Origin of the sequence: Methanobrevibacter sp. TMH8 (assembly GCF_020148105.1) — an archaeon.
In the GTDB taxonomy this organism is placed as follows: Archaea; Methanobacteriota; Methanobacteria; order Methanobacteriales; family Methanobacteriaceae; genus Methanobinarius.
Genome location: NZ_JAHLZE010000018.1, coordinates 1 through 20,819 on the forward strand (window position 1 = coordinate 1; position 20,819 = coordinate 20,819).

14 protein-coding genes are annotated in these 20,819 nt (G+C 25.2%); 11 read left to right on the top strand and 3 right to left on the bottom strand.

The window, feature by feature from the left end:
- Positions 1 to 1,109: 1,109 nt before the first annotated feature.
- Positions 1,110 to 2,777: a right-handed parallel beta-helix repeat-containing protein gene (locus tag KQY27_RS03640; protein WP_224425220.1), complete on the top strand. Its 1,668-nt coding sequence runs from the start codon at positions 1,110 to 1,112 to the stop codon at positions 2,775 to 2,777.
- A 214-nt stretch (positions 2,778 to 2,991) separates the two neighbouring features.
- Here KQY27_RS03640 and KQY27_RS03645 read toward each other — a convergent pair whose 3' ends face one another.
- Together KQY27_RS03645 and aroE are read right to left on the bottom strand one after the other, a co-directional pair.
- Positions 2,992 to 3,774 (bottom strand): ATPase, encoded by a 783-nt coding sequence (locus KQY27_RS03645; RefSeq protein WP_224425221.1) that lies wholly within the window; start codon positions 3,772 to 3,774, stop codon positions 2,992 to 2,994.
- 88 nt (positions 3,775 to 3,862) lie between these two features.
- Entirely contained in the window at positions 3,863 to 4,771 is a 909-nt protein-coding gene (gene aroE / locus KQY27_RS03650; RefSeq protein ID WP_224425222.1) for a shikimate dehydrogenase, read from the bottom strand.
- 475 nt (positions 4,772 to 5,246) lie between these two features.
- On the opposite strand from aroE, the gene hisS reads away from it, so the two are divergent.
- From hisS to KQY27_RS03670, 4 genes are all read left to right on the top strand, one after another.
- A complete protein-coding gene (gene hisS, locus KQY27_RS03655) occupies positions 5,247 to 6,566 on the top strand; it encodes a histidine--tRNA ligase (protein ID WP_224425223.1) in 1,320 nt (439 codons plus the stop codon).
- 19 nt (positions 6,567 to 6,585) lie between these two features.
- Entirely contained in the window at positions 6,586 to 7,368 is a 783-nt protein-coding gene (locus tag KQY27_RS03660; RefSeq protein ID WP_224425224.1) for a hypothetical protein, read from the top strand.
- A gap of 24 nt (positions 7,369 to 7,392) precedes the next feature.
- A complete protein-coding gene (gene hisI / locus KQY27_RS03665) occupies positions 7,393 to 7,821 on the top strand; it encodes a phosphoribosyl-AMP cyclohydrolase (RefSeq protein WP_224425232.1) in 429 nt (142 codons plus the stop codon).
- A 568-nt stretch (positions 7,822 to 8,389) separates the two neighbouring features.
- Positions 8,390 to 10,357, top strand: a complete 1,968-nt coding sequence (locus tag KQY27_RS03670) for a PINc/VapC family ATPase (RefSeq protein ID WP_224425233.1) — start codon at positions 8,390 to 8,392, stop codon at positions 10,355 to 10,357.
- Between the two features lie 138 nt (positions 10,358 to 10,495).
- Here the strand turns inward: KQY27_RS03670 and KQY27_RS03675 are convergent, their stop codons facing one another.
- Entirely contained in the window at positions 10,496 to 12,115 is a 1,620-nt protein-coding gene (locus KQY27_RS03675; protein WP_224425225.1) for a right-handed parallel beta-helix repeat-containing protein, read from the bottom strand.
- A 726-nt stretch (positions 12,116 to 12,841) separates the two neighbouring features.
- On the opposite strand from KQY27_RS03675, the gene KQY27_RS03680 reads away from it, so the two are divergent.
- The 6 genes from KQY27_RS03680 to KQY27_RS03705 all read left to right on the top strand — a co-directional run.
- Entirely contained in the window at positions 12,842 to 14,593 is a 1,752-nt protein-coding gene (locus KQY27_RS03680) for a right-handed parallel beta-helix repeat-containing protein (RefSeq protein WP_224425226.1), read from the top strand.
- A 312-nt stretch (positions 14,594 to 14,905) separates the two neighbouring features.
- Entirely contained in the window at positions 14,906 to 15,616 is a 711-nt protein-coding gene (locus KQY27_RS03685) for a DUF2162 domain-containing protein (RefSeq protein ID WP_224425227.1), read from the top strand.
- 218 nt (positions 15,617 to 15,834) lie between these two features.
- On the top strand, positions 15,835 to 16,491 hold the full coding sequence (locus KQY27_RS03690; RefSeq protein ID WP_224425228.1) for a MotA/TolQ/ExbB proton channel family protein: 657 nt from the start codon (positions 15,835 to 15,837) through the stop codon (positions 16,489 to 16,491).
- A gap of 94 nt (positions 16,492 to 16,585) precedes the next feature.
- The gene (locus KQY27_RS03695; RefSeq protein ID WP_224425229.1) at positions 16,586 to 16,921 is read left to right on the top strand and encodes a DUF2149 domain-containing protein; all 336 of its coding nucleotides are present in this window, start codon (positions 16,586 to 16,588) and stop codon (positions 16,919 to 16,921) included.
- Positions 16,922 to 17,018: 97 nt separating this feature from the next.
- A complete protein-coding gene (locus KQY27_RS03700; protein WP_224425230.1) occupies positions 17,019 to 17,588 on the top strand; it encodes an FmdE family protein in 570 nt (189 codons plus the stop codon).
- 975 nt (positions 17,589 to 18,563) lie between these two features.
- Positions 18,564 to 20,819: carboxypeptidase-like regulatory domain-containing protein (locus KQY27_RS03705; protein WP_224425231.1), on the top strand; the 2,256-nt coding region annotated here is incomplete at its 3' end.

Below are 20,819 nucleotides of genomic sequence, written 5' to 3' on the forward strand. Positions count from 1 at the left end.
TATGGGCATTATTGGGTTTATTATATCTTCAGTTATTCTTGCTTATATTGAAATTTTCAGAGCACGTAATATTGGTTTAATATATAGAGAAACAGAAAAATAAAATTATTAAAATAACAATGGATAATAAATAGCTATATTTATTCTTTTTATTATTAATTCAATAATTTAGCTATTATCTATTGTTTTATTGTTCATTTATTTTTTAATTTTTTTATTTACTTGTTCTTCTTTTTGATTGATATATTTATATTTTCTTTGGAAAATATTTATTACAAAATAACAATATTTATATATTACTTTTTATAATATCATATTATATAGTAAAAAACATATTACAGATAAATTATTAAATTTTTGTATTCATTTATTGTTTTACTGATTTCATAATTTTAATATGTAAATTTTTATATGTTTTTCATTACTTCGTTTAATTTCAGTTAAACGAAGTAACTTGCTGTTTTTTTAATATAATTAATATAATATTCATTTATATTTGCTACAATAATATTTAATTAATTATTAAATTTATTAATTATTCAATATTTTTCATGTAATTTATTTTTTTATAAAGAAAATACTCCTCTATTTTTCAAGTTTCGACTATTTTTTCTTAAATTTGCTTCGTTTAACTGAAATTTAACGAAGTTAATATTTTATAATTAATAATATTGTTTTTTGTTAAAGGAGGGGTTTTAAAATCTAATTTTTTTAGGTAGACATATTTTATTTGTTTTTTATATAATAATGAAAAGATTATTATAAAATATTACAATTTTTTAAATAATTTTTTCATGATTATATATGATTAGAGGAGCTATTATCCAATGATATTTGAGTAAATGCTCTTTTTTTAATGTTTATAATTTATAATAAGTATGATAACTTTTTGTGGAGAGTTTTATTATAATATTATAGGTATTATAACTGGTTTTATATAATCAAAAAAATTTGTAAATGTGATTATTAAAAGGATAAATGTACTTTATTTAAGAATTTTTTAGATAATTATCACCATCCCTATTATATTAATATTCTTTTTTAGGGACTATTCTATTCTTTTTTATCACATTTTTGAATTTCGAAAAAATTAATCCCATAATGGGGAGGTGAATAAAATTAAACAAAACAAAAAAATAATAACCCATACTTTAATTATAGCAAGTATCATTTTATTAGCTGTAATTAGCTTACAAGCTGGATTTGCAGCTACCACTACTACTATTGATAACACAACTGCTGGTGGAATAAGTGGTGCACTTAGTAGCTCAAGCCCTGGTGATACAATAGAACTCGATGAAGGAACATACACAGGCAACAACAATACCAACATGATAATAAATAAAAACATCACAATACAAGGAAAAATTAAAGACAAAGTAATACTTGATGCACAAAATTTGGGTAGGATATTCACAATAGATATTGGATATAATGTAACATTTATAAATATAACATTTATAAATGGAAATATTACAGGTAGTGGTCACGATAGGTATGCTGGTGCAATCTACACTTACAACTTACAGGGTAGTAATACATTGATATTAATTAACTGTTCATTCATTAACAACAAAGCATCAACTTATGGTGGAGCCATTGCTGTTAATGGTAAATTAACCATGGTTAATTGTATTTTTATAAACAATAGTGCTTATTATGCTGGAGCGGCATACATTTTGGGTTTTAACTCTTCTGTAATTAATTCTACCTTTTTAGGTAATAATGCATATGCTGGTGGCGCAGTAACCACTACTGGCCCTAATTTTACTATAGTTAACAGTACTTTTACAAGTAATAATGCATATGGTACTAATGGAGGGGCAATCTCTAGTACTGGTTCTAATCTTAGTGTAAATAATTGTAATTTTGAAAATAATACCGCATCTAATAGAGGTGGTGCAATAGTAAGTACTGGTAGTAATAATACTATATCTAACAGTAATTTTACAGGGAATAATGCAACTACTGAAGCCGGTGCAATTTTTATTACAGGTACCAACATTACTGTGATTAATAATACTATAATAAACAATACATCAATTAATGGGAGCGGGATTGGAAATTATGCTAATAATGCTATAATTAGTCGAAATAAAATATCAAATAACAATGGTGATGCCATAATTAATAATGGTCAACTTACTTTATCTGATAATATTATATTGAATAATAGTGGTTATAGTGTTGTTAATTATGGTGTTTTAAATCCACTTGGAGTCAATAACATTATGGATATAAGTCAAAATGAGTTATCATTCATAAGTGTTGATGTTTCAGCTAATAAAGTGACAATAACTGTGAAAGCTACTGGTAACAATGGTAGTTTGATTGTTGGAAGAACTATTAATTTTTATGTTAATGGTGTATTGGTGGGATCTGTAGTAACTAATGGTGAAGGTATAGCTGAGCTTACTTATACTGTTTCTAATTATGGACAGCAAAATATTGTTGCTTCTTTAGATGAATTTAATGAAACTTTCGATTTTGAAGGAATAGTTGATTTTGCAATCAGACTTTATCCAGGAGCTACTAACTCTACAAGTGTTAATGTAGTTGAAGAAAAAGTACCTGATAATTCTACTCCTGATGATGACACTCCAACTTCAAAACCGGACATTGACCCTAGACCTAATCCTGATACAATTCCAGAACATATCAATGATCCTAATGACAATCCAGTTGCAAAAGCAGCTATGAAAAACACAGGAATACCAATAGCTATACTTTTAATAATTGCTTTATTAGGTGTAGTAAGCTATAGAAGAAAAAATTAGTATTGAAAACAAGATTTATTTTTTTAGAGTTGATTTAGTATCAACTCACTTTTATCTTTTTTATAAAAATTAAAATTCTTTAATTTAAATTATAATAATACTTGATATATCAATAATTGATAAATCAATTATATAAATATATATTATTTTAATATTATTAACAATAAGGAATAATTTAAATAAAGAGATTTAGCTATTTAAAGTATAATTAAGTTTAATTCTTTTTATTTAAATTATTTTCAATAAAAATAGTGGATTTAAGAAAGTTTTCTTTATATTGCGGAATAATATTATCTAAAAATTCCATAAAAGAATCAGCTATTATAATAGATGTTTCATTTTTATTTTTTTTATCTTTATTTTTATCAATATAATTTTCGTTAAATTGTTTATTAAAAGAATCAATCCAATTATTAGAAATATTTATAAAAGGATAAATAAACTTAAACTCTTTATTTTCCTTTTTGTTTATATCTCCTATTCCATTTCCAGAAAATATATTTGATAAAACATCTTCAACTTTTTCATCTAAAGTTAGAGATCTAGCTATTATATTTATATCTTTATCAATAGCAAAATCAATGTTAGAATCTATAATATTAAAATCCATATCAATTTTATCAATATCAGAAGCTTTGATATTAGATTCAATTAACTGAACTCCATATTTTCTTGAATAAGGTTCTAAAACGATTTTTAAAAGTTCATCTATATCGTTTTCTGGTTTTAATAATAAGATCTTATCTTTTGGAGATAGCTGTTCTGATAAAACCTTTGAAGCTCTTATACAAATTTTTTGAAAGGTACCAGAGCTAATTATATTCATTTCAGGATAATATTTATTAAAAGTTTCTTGCCTTTTTTTAGAAAATTTTGAAAATCTTTGATCATTGATATAGATGGTATTTTCTGTATAGCTAATAAACCTAGTATCAATACCAATTATTTTAAGTAGTTTTAAAACTTCTTTCTTTTTATAAGGATCTTCGATTTTCATTTTATCTTAAAAACAATTAATTCTCTTAAAAACTATTCTTTCATAATTTATAGCTAGTATTCTTCCATAACATCTATTAGTGCAAAAACTATTCTTTCATAATTTTTAGTAAGGATTCTTCCATAACATCTATTGGAGCTTCTTTTCCAGTCCAAATTTTAAAGTTTTCAGCACCTTGATATAATAGCATTTTTATTCCAGAAACTATTTTAGCATCAGCTTTTTTTGCTTCTTTTAAAAGACTTGTTAGAAGAGGGTTGTAAACAATATCATTTACAACGAGATCTGAATGCATCATTTCTTTTGAAGCTATTGGAATATCATTGACATTAGGATACATTCCAACAGGTGTTGTGTCAATCAAAATATCAGCGTCTTTTAAATATTTTGGAAGATCAGCAAGTTCGCCATAATTGAAATTTAAGTCAATATGAGAAAAATCAATAGTTATATCATCTAATTTTGAATGATCTGTATAATCAGCAGAAAGTAATGTCTTTATATCATATATTAGTGATTTAGCTTTTTTTGAACTTCTATTAATCATAGTTATATTATTAGCTTCTTCAATAGCTATTTGGAAAGCTATAGCTCTTGCAGATCCTCCAGCTCCAACTATGACAACATTTTTATTTTTAATCTCACAAATTTCTTTAATAGCTTTAACAGCACCAACACAATCTGTATTGTAACCTTTTGACACTCCATCTTTAAAATCAATCGTATTAACAGCACCAATTAGATTAGCCATAATATCAAATTTATCAAGTTGATTGATAACTTTTTGTTTGTGAGGAATAGTTACATTCAGACCTTTAATTCCAAGAGCTTTTGCTCCTCTTATAGCATTTTTCAAGTCATTTTTCTCTACTTTAAATGGAACATAAATATAATTCATATTCATAGCTTTAAATGCAGCATTAAACATTATTGGAGAGAGGGTATGACCTATAGGATTTCCTATTACACCAATAACTTTTGTAGTTCCATCAATCACTAAATCACCCACTATAATTTTTTATTTTTAAATTTTTTCTTAGATTTATTCTTATTTTTACTTTATTTTCAGATAATTTTTTATCATATAATATATAAACTTTGATTAATATATAATTTAATGTTTGTAAAGTAATTAATATTATAAATTAATAATATAACTTAATAATTATATAAGTTAATATTATTAATTAAAATTATAAAGATATGAGTATTAATTGATAGATAAAATTATAAAATATAGTAAATTAATTGATTAAGAAAATTATTTAAATATATTATATATAAAATTTAAAAATATTATAAAATATTATAAATTAAGATTATGAATTTAGATTATAAATTAAGATTAGCTAAGTTATTAAATTTAATACATATTTAATACATATTTAATATCTATAAACTTTTATTATTGCTATTACAGTTATTATTGCTGTTATTACTAAATATTACTAATTATTATTGGAGGAATATTATTGGAATTTACAAGACCTCGAGGAACAAGAGACTTTCTTTTTGATGAGATGCGTGAGAGAAAAAAATGTGAAAATACATTAAGAGAAGTCTTTGAAACTTATGCTTATCAAGAGATAAAAACTCCCTTATTCGAAGATCTTTCCCTTTTCACAACAAAATCTGGTGATGAGATAGTAGATCAATTATACAATTTTAAAGATAAATCTGATCGCGAAATAGCTCTTAGGCCAGAAATTACTGCTCCAGTAGCTAGATTATATATAAATGAACTGCAAAAAACAGCTAAGCCAATAAAACTTTATTATTTTGGAAGTTGTTTTAGATATGAGCGTCCTCAGAAAGGAAGATTCCGTCAATTTTGGCAATTTGGTTGTGAATTAATAGGTGCAAAATCTCCTGAAGGTGAAGCTGAAGCAATAGCTATGGCTGAACAATCTTTAGAAAGATTAGGAATTGATACAGCTGAAATTCACATTAACCATCTAGGAATAATAAGAGCCTTGTTTAAGCATTTCAATATAGAAACTGAAATCCAAGAAAAGGTTATGACTTTAATTGATAAAGGAAATAAAGAATTACTTGAAAATGAACTTTCAAGTGGAGATTTAATAAATGATTCAAATTTAGCTAATATTTTAATTAACCTTGTTGATTTAGTTGGAAAAGATGAAATAATAGCTAAAGTTACAGATCTTGTAAGTGAATTTGAAGAAACAAATGATGCTTTGGATGAATTTAAACAGCTTATTGATCTTTTAAAAAGCTTTAAAATCTCTAATTATACTATCAATATGGGGATAGCTAGGGGTTTAGACTATTATACAGGTATTGTTTTTGAAATATATGTTCCAGAGCTTGGAGCTCAAAAACAAGTAGCTGGTGGAGGTAGCTATAATCTCGTAGAGTTATTTGGTGGAGAAAAAGTTGAATCTACTGGTTTTGCTTTTGGTTTTGATAGATTAATGCATGCTATTGAAAGTAAAAAAAGTGAAAAAAATAATGAAAAAGATAAAGAAAATATTGATAATAAAGAATCAATTGTTGATGTTTTTGTAGCTCCCTTTTCTAATGATACAAGAGAAAAATCTTTTGAAATTGGTCAAATCTTAAGAAATAATGGTATTTCTACAGAAATTGATCTTTCAAGAAAAAAATTAAAGAAACTTCTTAATACAGCTAATAAATTAAATGCGAAATTTGTTATATTAGTTGGTAAAAATGATTTAGAAAATGATAATGTTACTATTAAGGATATGTCTTCTGGAGACCAAGAATTAGTAGCTATTGATGGTATTATTGATTATATAATTCATAGTTAAATAAATTTTAGTGATTATTATGACTAATAATTTAGAAAAGTATAAAGAAGATTTAAAAAATCTTATTAATAAAGGAGATTCTCTTAAACTTTCTATGATGTTAGAATGTTATCCTCATCATAAGAAAAAATGTATAGATGATGGTTATTTTACAGAAGAATATCTTAATAAATTGCCTAATTTTGATGAAGAATATCAAAAATGGTATTCTGAAGCTTTTATTGTTATTAAACAAGTACTTCCTGATCGATTAGAAGATTTTAAGAGTTATTATGAAAAACCTAAATCTAGAAAAAATATAACATTTGAAAATTTTTGTATCAAAGATTATTTCGATAACTTTACTGTTGGTAATGTTGATAAGCGTGCAGCTATACCAAAATTCAGTCAGCAATTAGCTATTCTTAATTCTGTATCTTCTCGTTTTGACAGTTCTCTTTTTGATATTAAACAAATTATTCAAGCAGATTTTTTTGATTCTGAATTAGATGCTGCTAAAGAATTATGTAAAAAAGGATTTTTTCGAGGTTCAGGTGCTATTGCTGGTGTAGTTCTTGAAAAACATCTTTTACAAGTGATGGAAAACCATAATTTATCTTCACGGAAAAAAAATCCTTCTATAAATGATTTTAATGAAATTTTAAAAAGCAATGATATTATTGATGTTCCATTATGGAGACAAATACAAAGCTTTGGAGATATTCGTAATTTATGTGATCATAATAAAGATCGTGACCCAAAAAAAGAAGAAATTTCAGAGTTAATTAATGGTATTGAAAAATTAACTAAAACACTTTTTTAAGAATTTAAATTAGGAGATGTTATTATTAAAATTAATTTTAAACATGATGTTAATGGGCAGAAATTAGTAATAGCTGTTGCTCAAGATTATAAAACTTCTCAAGTTTTGATGGTAGCTTATATGAATAAAGAAGCTCTCAAGAAAACTTTATCTACTGGAATTGCTCACTATTGGAGTACTTCTCGTAATAAACTTTGGTTAAAAGGAGAAAGTTCAGGAAATACTCAAAAAGTAAAAGAAGTCCTTACTGACTGTGATATGGATGCTGTTGTATTGAAAGTAGATCAAACAGGTGCAGCTTGTCATGAAGGATATTACTCTTGTTTCTTTAGAGAACTTGAAATCGAAAAAATCAATGAATCTAATACTGATTTAGAAAATTTAGATGAAAAAGATATTAAAATAATAGCTGATAGACTTTTCAATCCTGATGATGTTTATGGAAAGCAATGATTTATAAAGTTTCAAGTATAAAATTATATTGAGAGTTAATTTAATTAAGTTTATTAAATTTAATTAAATAATTATATTATTTAGTTTAATCATGGTGCAGTAAACCAACTTTTATTCTTAAAAATTAGTTAAATAAACTGTTTAAGAAGAATTATGATACATAATTCAATTTCAAGTAATGATTATTTAATATAAACGAAATAAACAATATTAGCTCTGATTTCATTAGTACCGCCTCTTAATTTTTTTGAGAAGACCCATTGGTTTAGTGTAAGGTAGGCTTCTCAATTTAAAAATAAACAATGATTTTTTAAGTTGGTGGTACTGCAATTTTATTATATTTTTTTTAAATATTTTTATTATTTTAATTTTTATTTTATTTTTTATAATCATAATTTTATATATTATTTTTAAAAACTTCTATAAAGAATTAAATTGATATAATAAAAATAAGACTTATTATGAACAAAATAGATATGTTATAAAGTTAATATATTATAAATATAAAATTTAAATTTATAAAGTTTATAAAATGGAGCAAATAATGGATCCTATAGAAAAGATAGATATGGAAGATATAGAAAATATATCAAAGATAGTTCCTGATACTAGTGCTATTATTGAAGGAATTATTACTAAGCTTATTAAGGAAAACGATTTAAATTATCCTGAAATTATTGTTCCTGAAGCAGTAGTAGCTGAACTTGAATATCAAACTAATAAAGGTCATTTAATTGGTAGAAAAGGTTTAAATGAATTAAAAAACCTTCAAAAATTAGCTGAGTCTGGGGAATTAGCTATAAGTTTCACAGGTAAAAGACCTAATAATTATGAAATTTCTCTTTCTAAAACTGGGGAAATTGATGCTATTATCAGAGATATAGCTAAATCTGAATTAGCTACTTTATTCACTTCTGATAAAATTTTAAGTGAAGTAGCTAAAGCTCAAGGTATTTCAGTTATTTATGTAGAGCAAGTTGATAAATCCCAAAGTGAACTTACAATAGCTAGATACTTTGATGATGAAACTATGTCAGTTCATCTTAAAGAAAATGTTGTTCCAATGGCAAAAAAAGGAAAACCAGGTAACATTAATCTAGTAAAACTTGATTCTAAGCCAATTACTTATGATTATTTGGAAAAATTAGCTGAAGAAATTATTGAAAAATCTCGCCATGACTTTAAAACATACTTAGAAGTTGATGAAGAAGGAGCTACTGTTGTTCAATCTAGAGAATACAGGATTTCAATAGCTAAACCTCCTTTTTCAGAAGGAATGGAAATTACTGCTGTTAGACCAGTAGCTGAAGTTTCACTTGAGGATTATAGATTATCTGATAAATTAATGGATAGACTTAGAAATAGTGCTAACGGAATTCTTATTTCTGGTTCTCCAGGTGCAGGTAAAAGTACTTTTGCTCAAGCTATAGCTAAATTTTTCTCTGAAGATATGAATCAAATTGTTAAAACAATGGAGTCTCCACGTGATCTTCAAGTTGGGGATGAGATAACCCAATATGCTCCTCTTGATGGAGATATGGAAAAAACAGCCGATATTCTTCTTCTTGTTAGGCCTGATTTTACAATTTATGATGAACTTAGAAAGAATCATGATTTTGCTATATTTGGGGATATGCGATTAGCTGGTGTTGGAATGATTGGGGTTGTTCATGCTACTCGTCCTATTGATGCTATTCAAAGAATAGCTGCAAGAGTAGAGCTAGGTATAATTCCTTCTATTGTTGATACAACTATTTATATTGAAGATGGTGAAATTAAAGCTATTTATGAAACAAATCTTACAGTAAAAGTTCCTTCTGGTATGCAAGAAGCAGATCTTGCAAGACCTGTTATTGAAGTCCGTGATTTTGAAACAGGGGATTTAAAAAATGAAATCTATACTTATGGTGAACAAACCATTGTTATGGATGTTGATTTAGTTCAATCTGATAAAGGTAGTGATGGACAAAAAACAAAATCAGCTGTAGATAAAATTGTTGAAAAAGAAGTTATTAGAGCTGTTAAAAAAGTAGCTCCTAAAGCTAATGTTAAAGCTGAACTTGTTTCTAATGATAGGATAAAAATTTATGTTAATGAGCGATTCATTCCAAAAATCATTGGTAAGAAAGGTAAGAGAATCGATGACCTTGAAAGAAAAGTTGGAATTAGTATTGGTGTAGAACCTTTTGAATCTTTAAAAGATGAAGATTTAAAGAAAGATTATTCTAGTAATGATAATAGGAATTATAATAATAACAATAATAATTTTGAAAGTAGCTTTAATGATCCAATTGAAGATGAAGAATTTGAAATTACATATGAAATATCTAATAAACATTTAAGTTTAAATATGGGTTATGAACATATTGGTGATGAATTTGATGTTTCTGTTAATGGAGAATATCTTTTTACAGGCACTGTTGGTAAAAAAGGATTAGTAAGATTAAAACAAGGGCTTGAAATCACAGATATTCTTTTAGATGCTATTGATATGGATGTTCCAATTATGGCTACTTTTAGACATGGTAATTATTAATATACATCTTTAAATCATTAAATTCAATATTTTTATAATAATTACAGTACAATAATCGAAATAAATTCTTACAAATTATATTAAATTATATTAAAATAAATTAAAATTAATATAATAAATTATAATATTGTACTATAATTATATTTTTCTCTTTTTTAAATATCCAAAAACAAATACTCCAATTATTGCAAAAAGTACTAAAAAAGGGAGTAATGCGTTTTCTCCATTAGATCCACTTATTTGATTTGATATAATTTCATATGCTTTACTTAATAATGGTTTTCCACTATCTCCTACAGAGTATTGACTATCAGTACTATTAATTTTTTTAGAGCTATTTGTATTATTCTCTATTTTTCCATTATTAGTTACATTTTGATTAGAAGGATTAATTGAATTTCCATTTGAACCAGAGTTAATATTATTAAGGCCATTATTATTTGGATTTGTTGGGTTTGTCGGTTTTATTGGACCTGTATTTGGACCAACTGGAGGAACTATTCTTCCATCAGAATCTATTGTATAACCCGTATCTACCCTACCCCATATTAACTTACCATTAATATTTGTGAGAAAAGATGCAAGTATTCTTGGACATATATGATTTCCATTGTTTCCATAATAATTAGGTCCAATGGGTATTTCATCAAACTGTGGTTTATTTTTAACACCAAAATTTTCATTATTTTGGATTGTATTGTATTCAATGTTAAAATTTGAAGTAGGATCGTAATTATCTCCAATTACAATACCATTTCCTGTTTCAAAAACATCTAGATCAGTATCGGCTGTTTGCCTTTGATCTTTAATAATATTTAGATAAACAAAATCATTGATTGATTTACCATTTAATTGAATTCCATTTGCATTTTTAGAAATAGTATTACTGATAATATAACTTCTTTCTGTTATATCATTAAGATTTATTCCATTTCTTTTATTATTATTAATGAAATTATTGGTGATATTAGTTATTTTTGTGTTTGATAAAAATATTCCATCATAATTCTTTTCAATTTTATTATTAATAATTGTGGTATAATTTGAAAGGATTACTTCAATTCCATGATTCTTATTATTTGATACTGAGCTATTATTAATGAGAATATTTGATGATTTAAATATTAATATTCCTGAATTACTATTATTAATTATATTAGATAATGAAATCTTGATATTTTTAGAGTTTATGATATTTATTCCATAACCTCCAAAATTAGCTATTGTGTTACTGTTTACTTTTGAATCTTTACTATTATAAAACAATACTCCACCTTTTTTTGATCCTCCCACTACTGTTCCATTCTGATTTTCATTAATTTTATTTGAGGTCATTGTCAATGATGAGGAATTAACTATTACTGCATAGTCAGAATTACTGATTATATTAAAACCAATTAATGAGCTACCTAAAGCACTTTTTGTAAAATAAAAACCAAAAGTATTATTTACATTTATTACAGTTCCATTATTATCTTGTGAATTTTTTGTGATAATTGTTGTTCCATTACCTTTTAAGGTTAATTTTTTATTTATTATCAGTGATATATTGTTATAAACACCTTTTTTAAATTGAATTATATCTCCTGAGTTTGAATGATTAATTAAGTCTTGTATTTCTTGATTAGTGGCGTTATTCTCAACTTTTATTGTTGCAGAGTAATTAGGAGAAATGAAATTAAATATAAAAATAATAAAAATTATCGATATGATTATATATTTAATTCTATTATTTTTTATTATATTTAATTTATCCATTTTAACATCCTAATTTGGTTTCTTACAATTTTATCTGTTTTTTTTATTTTTTTTAAAATCTTATTTAATATTTTTGTATTTATCACATAAATAACCCTTAGGTTTAAATTATATTAGTAATTATATTAATGTGTTGATTTATGATAAACAATTATATATTTTTTATATTTTTCATACATGATTTATATCTTTATTATAATTATTCATATTTTTTCAATGACTTCTATATAATTTCTATTATAATTTTATAAATTTATTAAGTTATATTAATATATATTTAATTTATAGGATTTAATACCTTTTATTTTATTTTTAATATCGTTATAAAGATTTTTTTTCTTTTAAAATTATTATATACAAATTTTATACAATATTAAAATATTTTAATATTTAATTTTATTAAATATTAATTTTAATCTTTTATTTCAATTTTTTATCTCATTTATTCATATTTATTTTATATAAATAGTTTTATATAAGTAATATAACTATGGTAATATTTAAATATAATGGAGAATATACCGATATTTATATAATTACATAACGATTTTAATATTTTATTATATTATTAATTTCAAAATCTTTTAAGTATTAATTTTTGAGTATTATTATTGTTTGTATTTATATGAATTATATGAAATAAATTATATAAACATGATTAATAACATGATTTATAATTAAATATTAATTAAATGGGATTAATTAATATCAATACGACTAAAGGACGTGATTAATATTAAATTAAAGAGTAAAGATGGATTTAATAAAAGTATGGCTTATATGTTTTTCATCTTAATAGCAATTGTAGGAATTGGTTTAACTGTTAATTTTTCTTCTGCTGCCACTGTTTATGATGTAAATGATACCAATACAAATAGTGAGATACAAAACATTATAAATGGAATGTCAGATGGAGATACATTGTTTTTTAATGATGGAATATTTGAAAATATAGGATTAATCATCAATAAAACTATAAATATAACCGGTAGTTCAAATGCTCTTATAAAAGCAATTGTAGATAATTCAACTTTGGACACTGCCGATATATCTAAATATGCTATAGATAGGGCAGCTGCATTTTATTTTGTAAATGGTTCTAATAATAGTGATATATATGGATTAAATATTACTAGTATGCCAGGATTTGATTATTTAACTAATTCTTCTGCAAATTCCAAAAACACATTAATTTATGCATTGCGTAATACAAACAATGTTAGTATTCATGATAATGTTTTAAATAATTCTGCATGGGGTATTTACTTAGCAATGAGTACTGGTGCAACTACAATGTCTGTTTATAATAATATTGTTACTAATATGGCAGATACTGGAATAATCAACTTTGGTTCTGGTGCAGCAATTATTAATAATAATACAATATCTAATGTTGGAAGACATGGTATTGATATAAGACATGGAAGTAGTGCTAATTCAGTAGTATCTAATAATATAATAACTAATGCTAGCGAAGGTATTTATACTATGCATTCTGGTGGGCATATTTTTTTAAATAATACTATAATAAACACTACTTTAAGTGCTATTACTGCTTATGGTGCTTTTGATGTTTTAATTCAAAATAATACTATGAAAAATGGAATTATTGGTATTCTTTTATCAAGTAGTTACAGCAACATAACTTTAATAGGTAATAATTTCACATACACTTCAAAATCAACTTCACCTAACTTTGGATATAACTTAGTAACTTCAGATTCTGCTAATTCAAATTCTAATGTTGATGGAACATATTCTGATAGTTCACAAACCCCTGCAAATATTTCAATCAAATCTTCCTATGAAAAAACTACAATAACCAATGGACAAACTGTAATGTATACTGTATCAGTAGCTAATACAGGAAAAGGAGCTGGAAGCAATATTAGTATAGCTAATATTTTACCAGTAGGTGTAAATCCAAATTCTGTAATAGTATCTAAAGGTACTTTCTCAAATGGAACATGGACAATTGATTCATTATCTAGTAATAGTAATGCTATTTTAGTCTTTTCTGCAAAACCTTCAAAATCAGGAACATTTACTAATACAATCAATGCAACTTACAATGATAATTTAAACAAAGGTAATTATTGGGTAGATATTAGTGGAGTCAAAACTACTTTAAAAGTAAATAAAGATATTAAATTATCTAGTAGTAATTTATTAAGTGCAAATAAAGTCAAAAAAGCTAAATATTTCTATATAACAACACAAATTAAAAATACTGGATTAGATAATTCTAGTACAATAACAAGTAAAATAGCTACTACAAAAGGATTAAAAATAGCTGCTGTATCTAAAAGTAGTTATGCATCATACAATAAAAACTCAAAAACTTGGACTATTAAAAAAGTTCCTTCTAAAAAGACAATAACCTTAAAAATGAAAGTTCAAGCAACTAAAAAAGGAACTCAAAAAGTAAAAATTACTAATAATGGTAAATCTGAAATAAAATCCGTGAAAGTTGTTTAATTAGAAAATTGAAAACTAATTTTAATTTTCTAAATTTTAATTTTTTTAAATTTTAATTTAGGTATTATTTCTTATATTTTAATTTCTTAGATTTTAATTTTTAAGGTTTTAATTTTTAGATTATTAATTTCAGATTTAATTTTTAAGATTTTGATTGTTAAAGTATTAATTTTGGATTATCAAGTTATTAGATTTTAATTTTTAAATCAAATTTTTATATAACTTTTTATAATTAAGATTTTTTTATAAATGATAAAAAAAATGATAAAAAATTCAAATTTTTAATTAAAAACATTTATTATAGGTAAGAATATGAATCCAATGGATATTTTATGGCAAGCAGGTGTAATTGCTGCAATTATAGTTTTTGGTGTTAAAATTGGTTTAGGTTCAGCTATGGCTAACCTTTCAAAAAAAGCTATGTTATTACTTATAGCTATTTATGGTATTGGGATCTATATAGCTACACAAATTGCTTCAATTTATTCAAGTCAATTTACTAACTTTGTTATTTCATACAATACTCCTATATTTATAGCTATGTCAATTATAATGATTATAGCTGGTTTAACTACAATTAGGGAATGGAAGGTTCATAATTGCAATACTTCAACCACATCTGCACTTGCAGTAATTGCCCCTTCTCCTTGTTGTTTTATATCTATAACAATAACAGCTATTTTTGTTGCTCCTATAATGGGATTGTCTATAGGAGAGTTAAGTCCTATAATTGCAATAATTTTGGCTTTAGTGATTATTATTTCATATTTTTGTGCAAATATAATTGTTAAATTTATAAAGAAACCATATCCAATTATACTTGGAAATTTCATGCTTTTTTTAGGTGTTTACTTTTTATTAGCTGCTTTTTTACTTCCAAACTTAATAAATGGATTCAAAATGATAATGAAACCTATTGGTTTAGTTGATGCAAATTTAATAATATATTTAATACCAGTTATATTTGTTTTAATGATTATCGGAGTTTTACTTTCTAAAAGAAATAGTTTCTTAAAAAATTAGCTAGATTAGTAGATTAGTTAAATTGTTAACTTTGTTAAATAAGCTAAATTAGTTATATTAGATAAATTCTTAGGTTTGTTAAATAAGTTAAATAAATTAAATTAGTTAAATAAGCTAAAGTAGTTAAATTAGCTAGATTAGTTAAATTAGTTGAATAATGTTAAAATTTTCAAATTAAATTAAATTATAATGATAATATATGTGTTGTAGGTGATTAAATGGTCTTAAATATTCCAGGTAGTGGGATTTTAACTTCTACTTTAAATGTAATTTCTCAAAGCTTATTAATTCCTGTAATAATTCTTTTGTTAATATTTGCTGTTTATGCAGTTATAACAATTGGAAGTCTTATTTCAGAATATAGTTCGAGAAAAAAAGTACCAATTTCAACGATGAAAAAGTTAATTCATGATATTTCTTTAGCTGAAAATGTTGAAGTAGCAAAAAATGCAATTAGTCTTTCAGAAATTCCTGAAAAACAAAAAGAAGATTTATTAGATTTAATATCTTCAAAAGATTTATCTAAAGAATCACTTGAAGCTTTAGCTAGAAAATTAATTGAAAATGAAGAAAATTTAATTGATAAAATTCTTGAAAAAACTGACATAATGGCTCGTATTGGTCCTACTCTTGGGTTAATGGGAACTTTAATTCCTATGGGTCCTGGTCTTGCAGCTTTAGGTAGTGGAGATATTAATGGTTTAGCTAATGCAATTATTGTTGCTTTTGATACAACTGTTGTAGGTATTGGTGCTGGTGGAATAGGATATTTTGTATCTAAAATAAGAAAAAGATGGTATGATGATTATTTATCTAATTTAGATGCATTATCAGATGCTGTATTAGATTTTATGAAAAAGAATCATCCTGACTAATTCTAACTCTCTATTAATTCAAGTTTTTAATTTACAAAGATATCTATTGATGTAGAATTTGTATATTTATAATATAATTTTTATTGTGATTTTTATGGTTAGGTCCAAAAGAAACAGGAGGTCTTCAAGAACTGAAGAGGATCCAATGGCAGGTGCTACAAACCTTGTTGATGCAATGCTTGTAATATCTGTAGGCTTATTAGTTTTCCTTGTTATGTCGTGGAATATGCAATCTATAGTTTTTGATACAGATATGACTCCAGAAGAAAAAAAGTCAACTATGGAAAAAATAAAAACTGTATCTGAAGTAAAGCAGGGAAAAGAAATTGATAATAATATTAATTCATCTAATAGTTCTGGAAAAGGATATGTTGAGATGGGAAAAGTTTACAAAGACCCTAAAACGGGAAAATTAATTATGGTTGAATAATTTGTAAAAATTATTAAGTATTAATTATTAAGTATTACTTATTATTTAATGTTTATATCAATCTTTTAAATGATTATAAAGTTATGAGGAAAGAAGTATGAATGAAATTTTTGATGAACAATTAGAAATAGCTAAAAATTTCCATGGAGAAATATGTGGTGGAGTTTTAACAGGAACTAAAATGTCAATTTATGCAATTGATAGATTTAATTTTAATTTCAATGAAAAAAATTCTGAATTAATATCTGTTGTTGAAATTGATCGTTGTGTTTATGATGCTGTTCAAGCTATTACACAGGGATCAACAGGGACTAAATCAGTTAAATTAATTGATTATGGCAAATTTGCAGTAACATTTTTCAATAAAAAAACTAAAGAAGCTTTTAGATTAACTGATATTGATGCTAGCTCAACCGTAAATACTGGTGAAACTTTAAATGAAAGAACTGAAAGATATAAGAATACTCCAACCGAAGAATTATTTAAAATTGAAGATGTTATAATTAATTTTGATGAGCATAATTTACCTGGAATGCCAACAATCAAAAAAAGATGTTCTGTTTGCAATGAAGTAGTTTTAGATAATAAACATTCTTTAATTAATGGTAAAGCTATTTGTCAATCTTGTTTAAATGGTTCGTATTATGAAATAATTGATAAGAAATAATCTATTATGAAATAGTTTAGATTTTTATTTTTGTTTTTGAGGTTGATTTATAAAATTTTTTTTCTTTTTCGCTTTTTTCATATACATGTTTTTATATTTTATTTGTATGGTTATGTTTTTATTGGAAAATATTTATTACAAAATCCTAATATTTATATACTCAGTTTATCAAATTATAGTATATAGAAATATTATATTACATTATCTGATATTAGTTATATCTTGTATTTTTTGGGAGTATTCTTATTTTTTTACTTCGTTAAACATAAGTTAAACGACATCTTTTTGGATATTTCACTTGTTTTTTAAACTTTTTTCCTGTGTTCTATATGTTTTTTATTTAAAATTTGTATAATATTAATACTTTTTCTTATTTTTATAATATTTTTATATCTATTTCAAATAATTTTTTGTTCTTTATTTGTAAATTATCTATTTTTTTCTATTTTTTATGCGTTTAACTTATGTTTAACGAAGTCTTTTTTTGTGTTGAGTCTAAAGAAGTTTTATCTAGGGGATGAATATTTATGTGTATTTTTTCAGATTTTTTTTTAGTTAGCTTTTTAGATAGTTAATTAGTCTTTATTTAGTTATTTTATAATTTTTTTTGTATTAATGAAAAAAAGATTATTATATTATATAATATTATGTTTGTGATTTATAGTAATCTTTTTTTGATTAATAAAGATTTTATAAAAGAGTTTTATAAAAAAAATTTTGAGTAAATGCTTTTTTTAATGTGAAATTGATAAATACAACTTCTTTGGGGAGTAGTTTATATAATCACATTATTATTTTTATTAATCAAAAAATATCGTAAATAGTATATAAAAAAAGGGTAAATGGGGCTTTATATTAAGAATTTTACAACTATATTGCTATAAAAATAAGATTCTTTTTTTTAGAATACTCTTTATTTTATTATGACTATTTAAACATAATTTTTAATCAATATAAAAAAGGAGGTAGAAAAAATTGTTTATAAAAAATAAACGTATTATACCATTTATTTTATTACTTGTAGCTGTTTTGTTACTTTTTAGTTTGTCTAGTGTTAGTGCTGCGAGTTTTAATAGTGGTAATAGTTCTTCTGATATTCAGAATTTCATAGACACTGGTCAGGGTGATGATGATATTGTTCTTGAGGAAGGAGATTATATTGATTCTCTTTATAATTTGAATGTTTCAAGGAAAGTTAATATAAAGTCCAATGGCAAAGTGAATATAAAAAGTAGTACTGGAGGTATTCTTTTTAACATCACAGCAAGGAATGTTCAGATTTTTAATTTGAATATTAGTGGCTATCAGACAGCTATACGCTCGAATATTGGTGGTTTATCAGTTATAGGCAATAATATTACTACAAATTATATGAGTATTAATATCGATGGTAGTGGTGACTTATCTGGTATATCGCTAGAAAATAATACTATAATTTCTTCTGTTAGTATCACTAATTATGGTGCTGTTTATGTAAATGCTAATAGTGGTTCCACTGTTGGTATTTCCATGAAAAATAATAATATCACAGCTAATGATTCAACTAATTCTTATGTTGTGCGTTTTAATGTCGCGTACTGTGATAATTCACTATTTTTCGACAACAACAACATCACAGGAACAGGGTATGGTGTTGAGCTGTATGCATACAGCAGCAACAATACCATAACCCTCATCAACAACAACATCACAGGAAACTCAGGGTCTGGTGTTTATCTGTCTGCAGACAGGAGCAATAACACCATAACCCTCACCAACAACAACATCACAGGAAACTCATGGATGGGTGTTTATCTGGAGGCATCCAGCAGCAACAACACCATAACCCTCACCAACAACAACATCATCGCAATAAACTCAGGGTCTGGTATTGCTCTGTATGCATACTTCAACAACAACACTATATCTCTCACCAACAACAACATCACAGGAGCATGGGAGGGTGTTTATCTTGGTGCATACAGCGGCAACAACACTATATCTCTCACTAACAACAATATCACAGGAAGTTATGGTGTTTATCTGGAGGCATACAGCGGCAACAACACTATATCTCTCACTAACAACAATATCACAGCAAACTCATGGGATGGTGTTTATCTGGCTGCATACAGCAGCAACAACACCATTTTGAGTTTTATTGGGAATAATATTACTGGTATTGATTATGCTATGTATATTCCTTCCTCTGGGCAGTTTAGTGGTTTGTCTTTGTTGAATAATACTTTTAAAAGTGATGATAATGGTCTTTATTTTGAGTTAGATGATGGTGTTTTGAGTGATATTCTTGTTAAAGGTAATACTATTTTAGCTGTTAACAAAGGTATTGGTTTTAAAGAGACTGGTTATAGTTCTGTTAATCTGACTGTTAATTATAATCGTATTTTGGCTGATGTTGGTTTGGATTTTACAACTACTTATGATGGTAGTAATTTTGATTATAATTGGTGGGGAGTAAACGATATTAGTAGTAAGATCATAGGTTTTGATACTAATAATCATTATATCTTAAATATTACTAACCTCACTAGCTTAGCTAATGTTCGTCCTGGAGATAAAGTGGATTTTGCTTTGTTAGTTTTGAATACTACTCTTACAAATGTTGGTGTTGAAAACTTACCTTACTTTGTCATTACAGGACTTTTTAATGGTGAAAGCTACAACACTACTACTGATGATCTATTTATTTATCAATTCACTGTTCCAAGTGAAGGGATACAGACTGTTGATGCTTTAGTGGATGATCAGTATGTTTCTTTAGAGTTTAATGCTTCTAAAGGTAATACTAGTTCAACTATTGTTGTTCCAGATAATGTTAGTACTGGTAAAACTGTTAATATTACTGGTATAGTTACTGATGATGATGGTAATCCTTTAGATAATGTTGTAATTACTGTTACTGTTGATGGTGTGTCTTATAATGTGACTACTGATAGTAATGGTCGTTGGATTTTAGCTTATAAACCAACACTCACAGGAAATATAAATGTTTCTGTTTCTTGGGCAGGAAACAATGCCTACAATGGGTTTACAAATAGTACTAATTTTAATGTTATTGCTGGTGTCAAAAATGTTAGCTTTATAATTTCTTCACCAACTATTAATCAAGGTGAAAAAACAAACATAAAGGTAACTTTAAAAGATACTGATGGAAACATATTGAAAGGTAAAAAGATTTCATTAACTATTAACAAGAGAACTTATACAGCAACTACAAATAATAAAGGAATA

Bases quoted from the DNA above. Each gene is read 5' to 3' on its own strand.
- KQY27_RS03645 (WP_224425221.1), bottom strand. From the start codon at position 3,774: ATGAAAATCGAAGATCCTTATAAAAAGAAAGAAGTTTTAAAACTACTT.
- KQY27_RS03660 (WP_224425224.1), top strand. From the start codon at position 6,586: ATGACTAATAATTTAGAAAAGTATAAAGAAGATTTAAAAAATCTTATT.
- KQY27_RS03670 (WP_224425233.1), top strand. From the start codon at position 8,390: ATGGAAGATATAGAAAATATATCAAAGATAGTTCCTGATACTAGTGCT.
- KQY27_RS03675 (WP_224425225.1), bottom strand. From the start codon at position 12,115: ATGGATAAATTAAATATAATAAAAAATAATAGAATTAAATATATAATC.
- KQY27_RS03685 (WP_224425227.1), top strand. From the start codon at position 14,906: ATGAATCCAATGGATATTTTATGGCAAGCAGGTGTAATTGCTGCAATT.
- KQY27_RS03690 (WP_224425228.1), top strand. From the start codon at position 15,835: ATGGTCTTAAATATTCCAGGTAGTGGGATTTTAACTTCTACTTTAAAT.
- KQY27_RS03695 (WP_224425229.1), top strand. From the start codon at position 16,586: ATGGTTAGGTCCAAAAGAAACAGGAGGTCTTCAAGAACTGAAGAGGAT.
- KQY27_RS03700 (WP_224425230.1), top strand. From the start codon at position 17,019: ATGAATGAAATTTTTGATGAACAATTAGAAATAGCTAAAAATTTCCAT.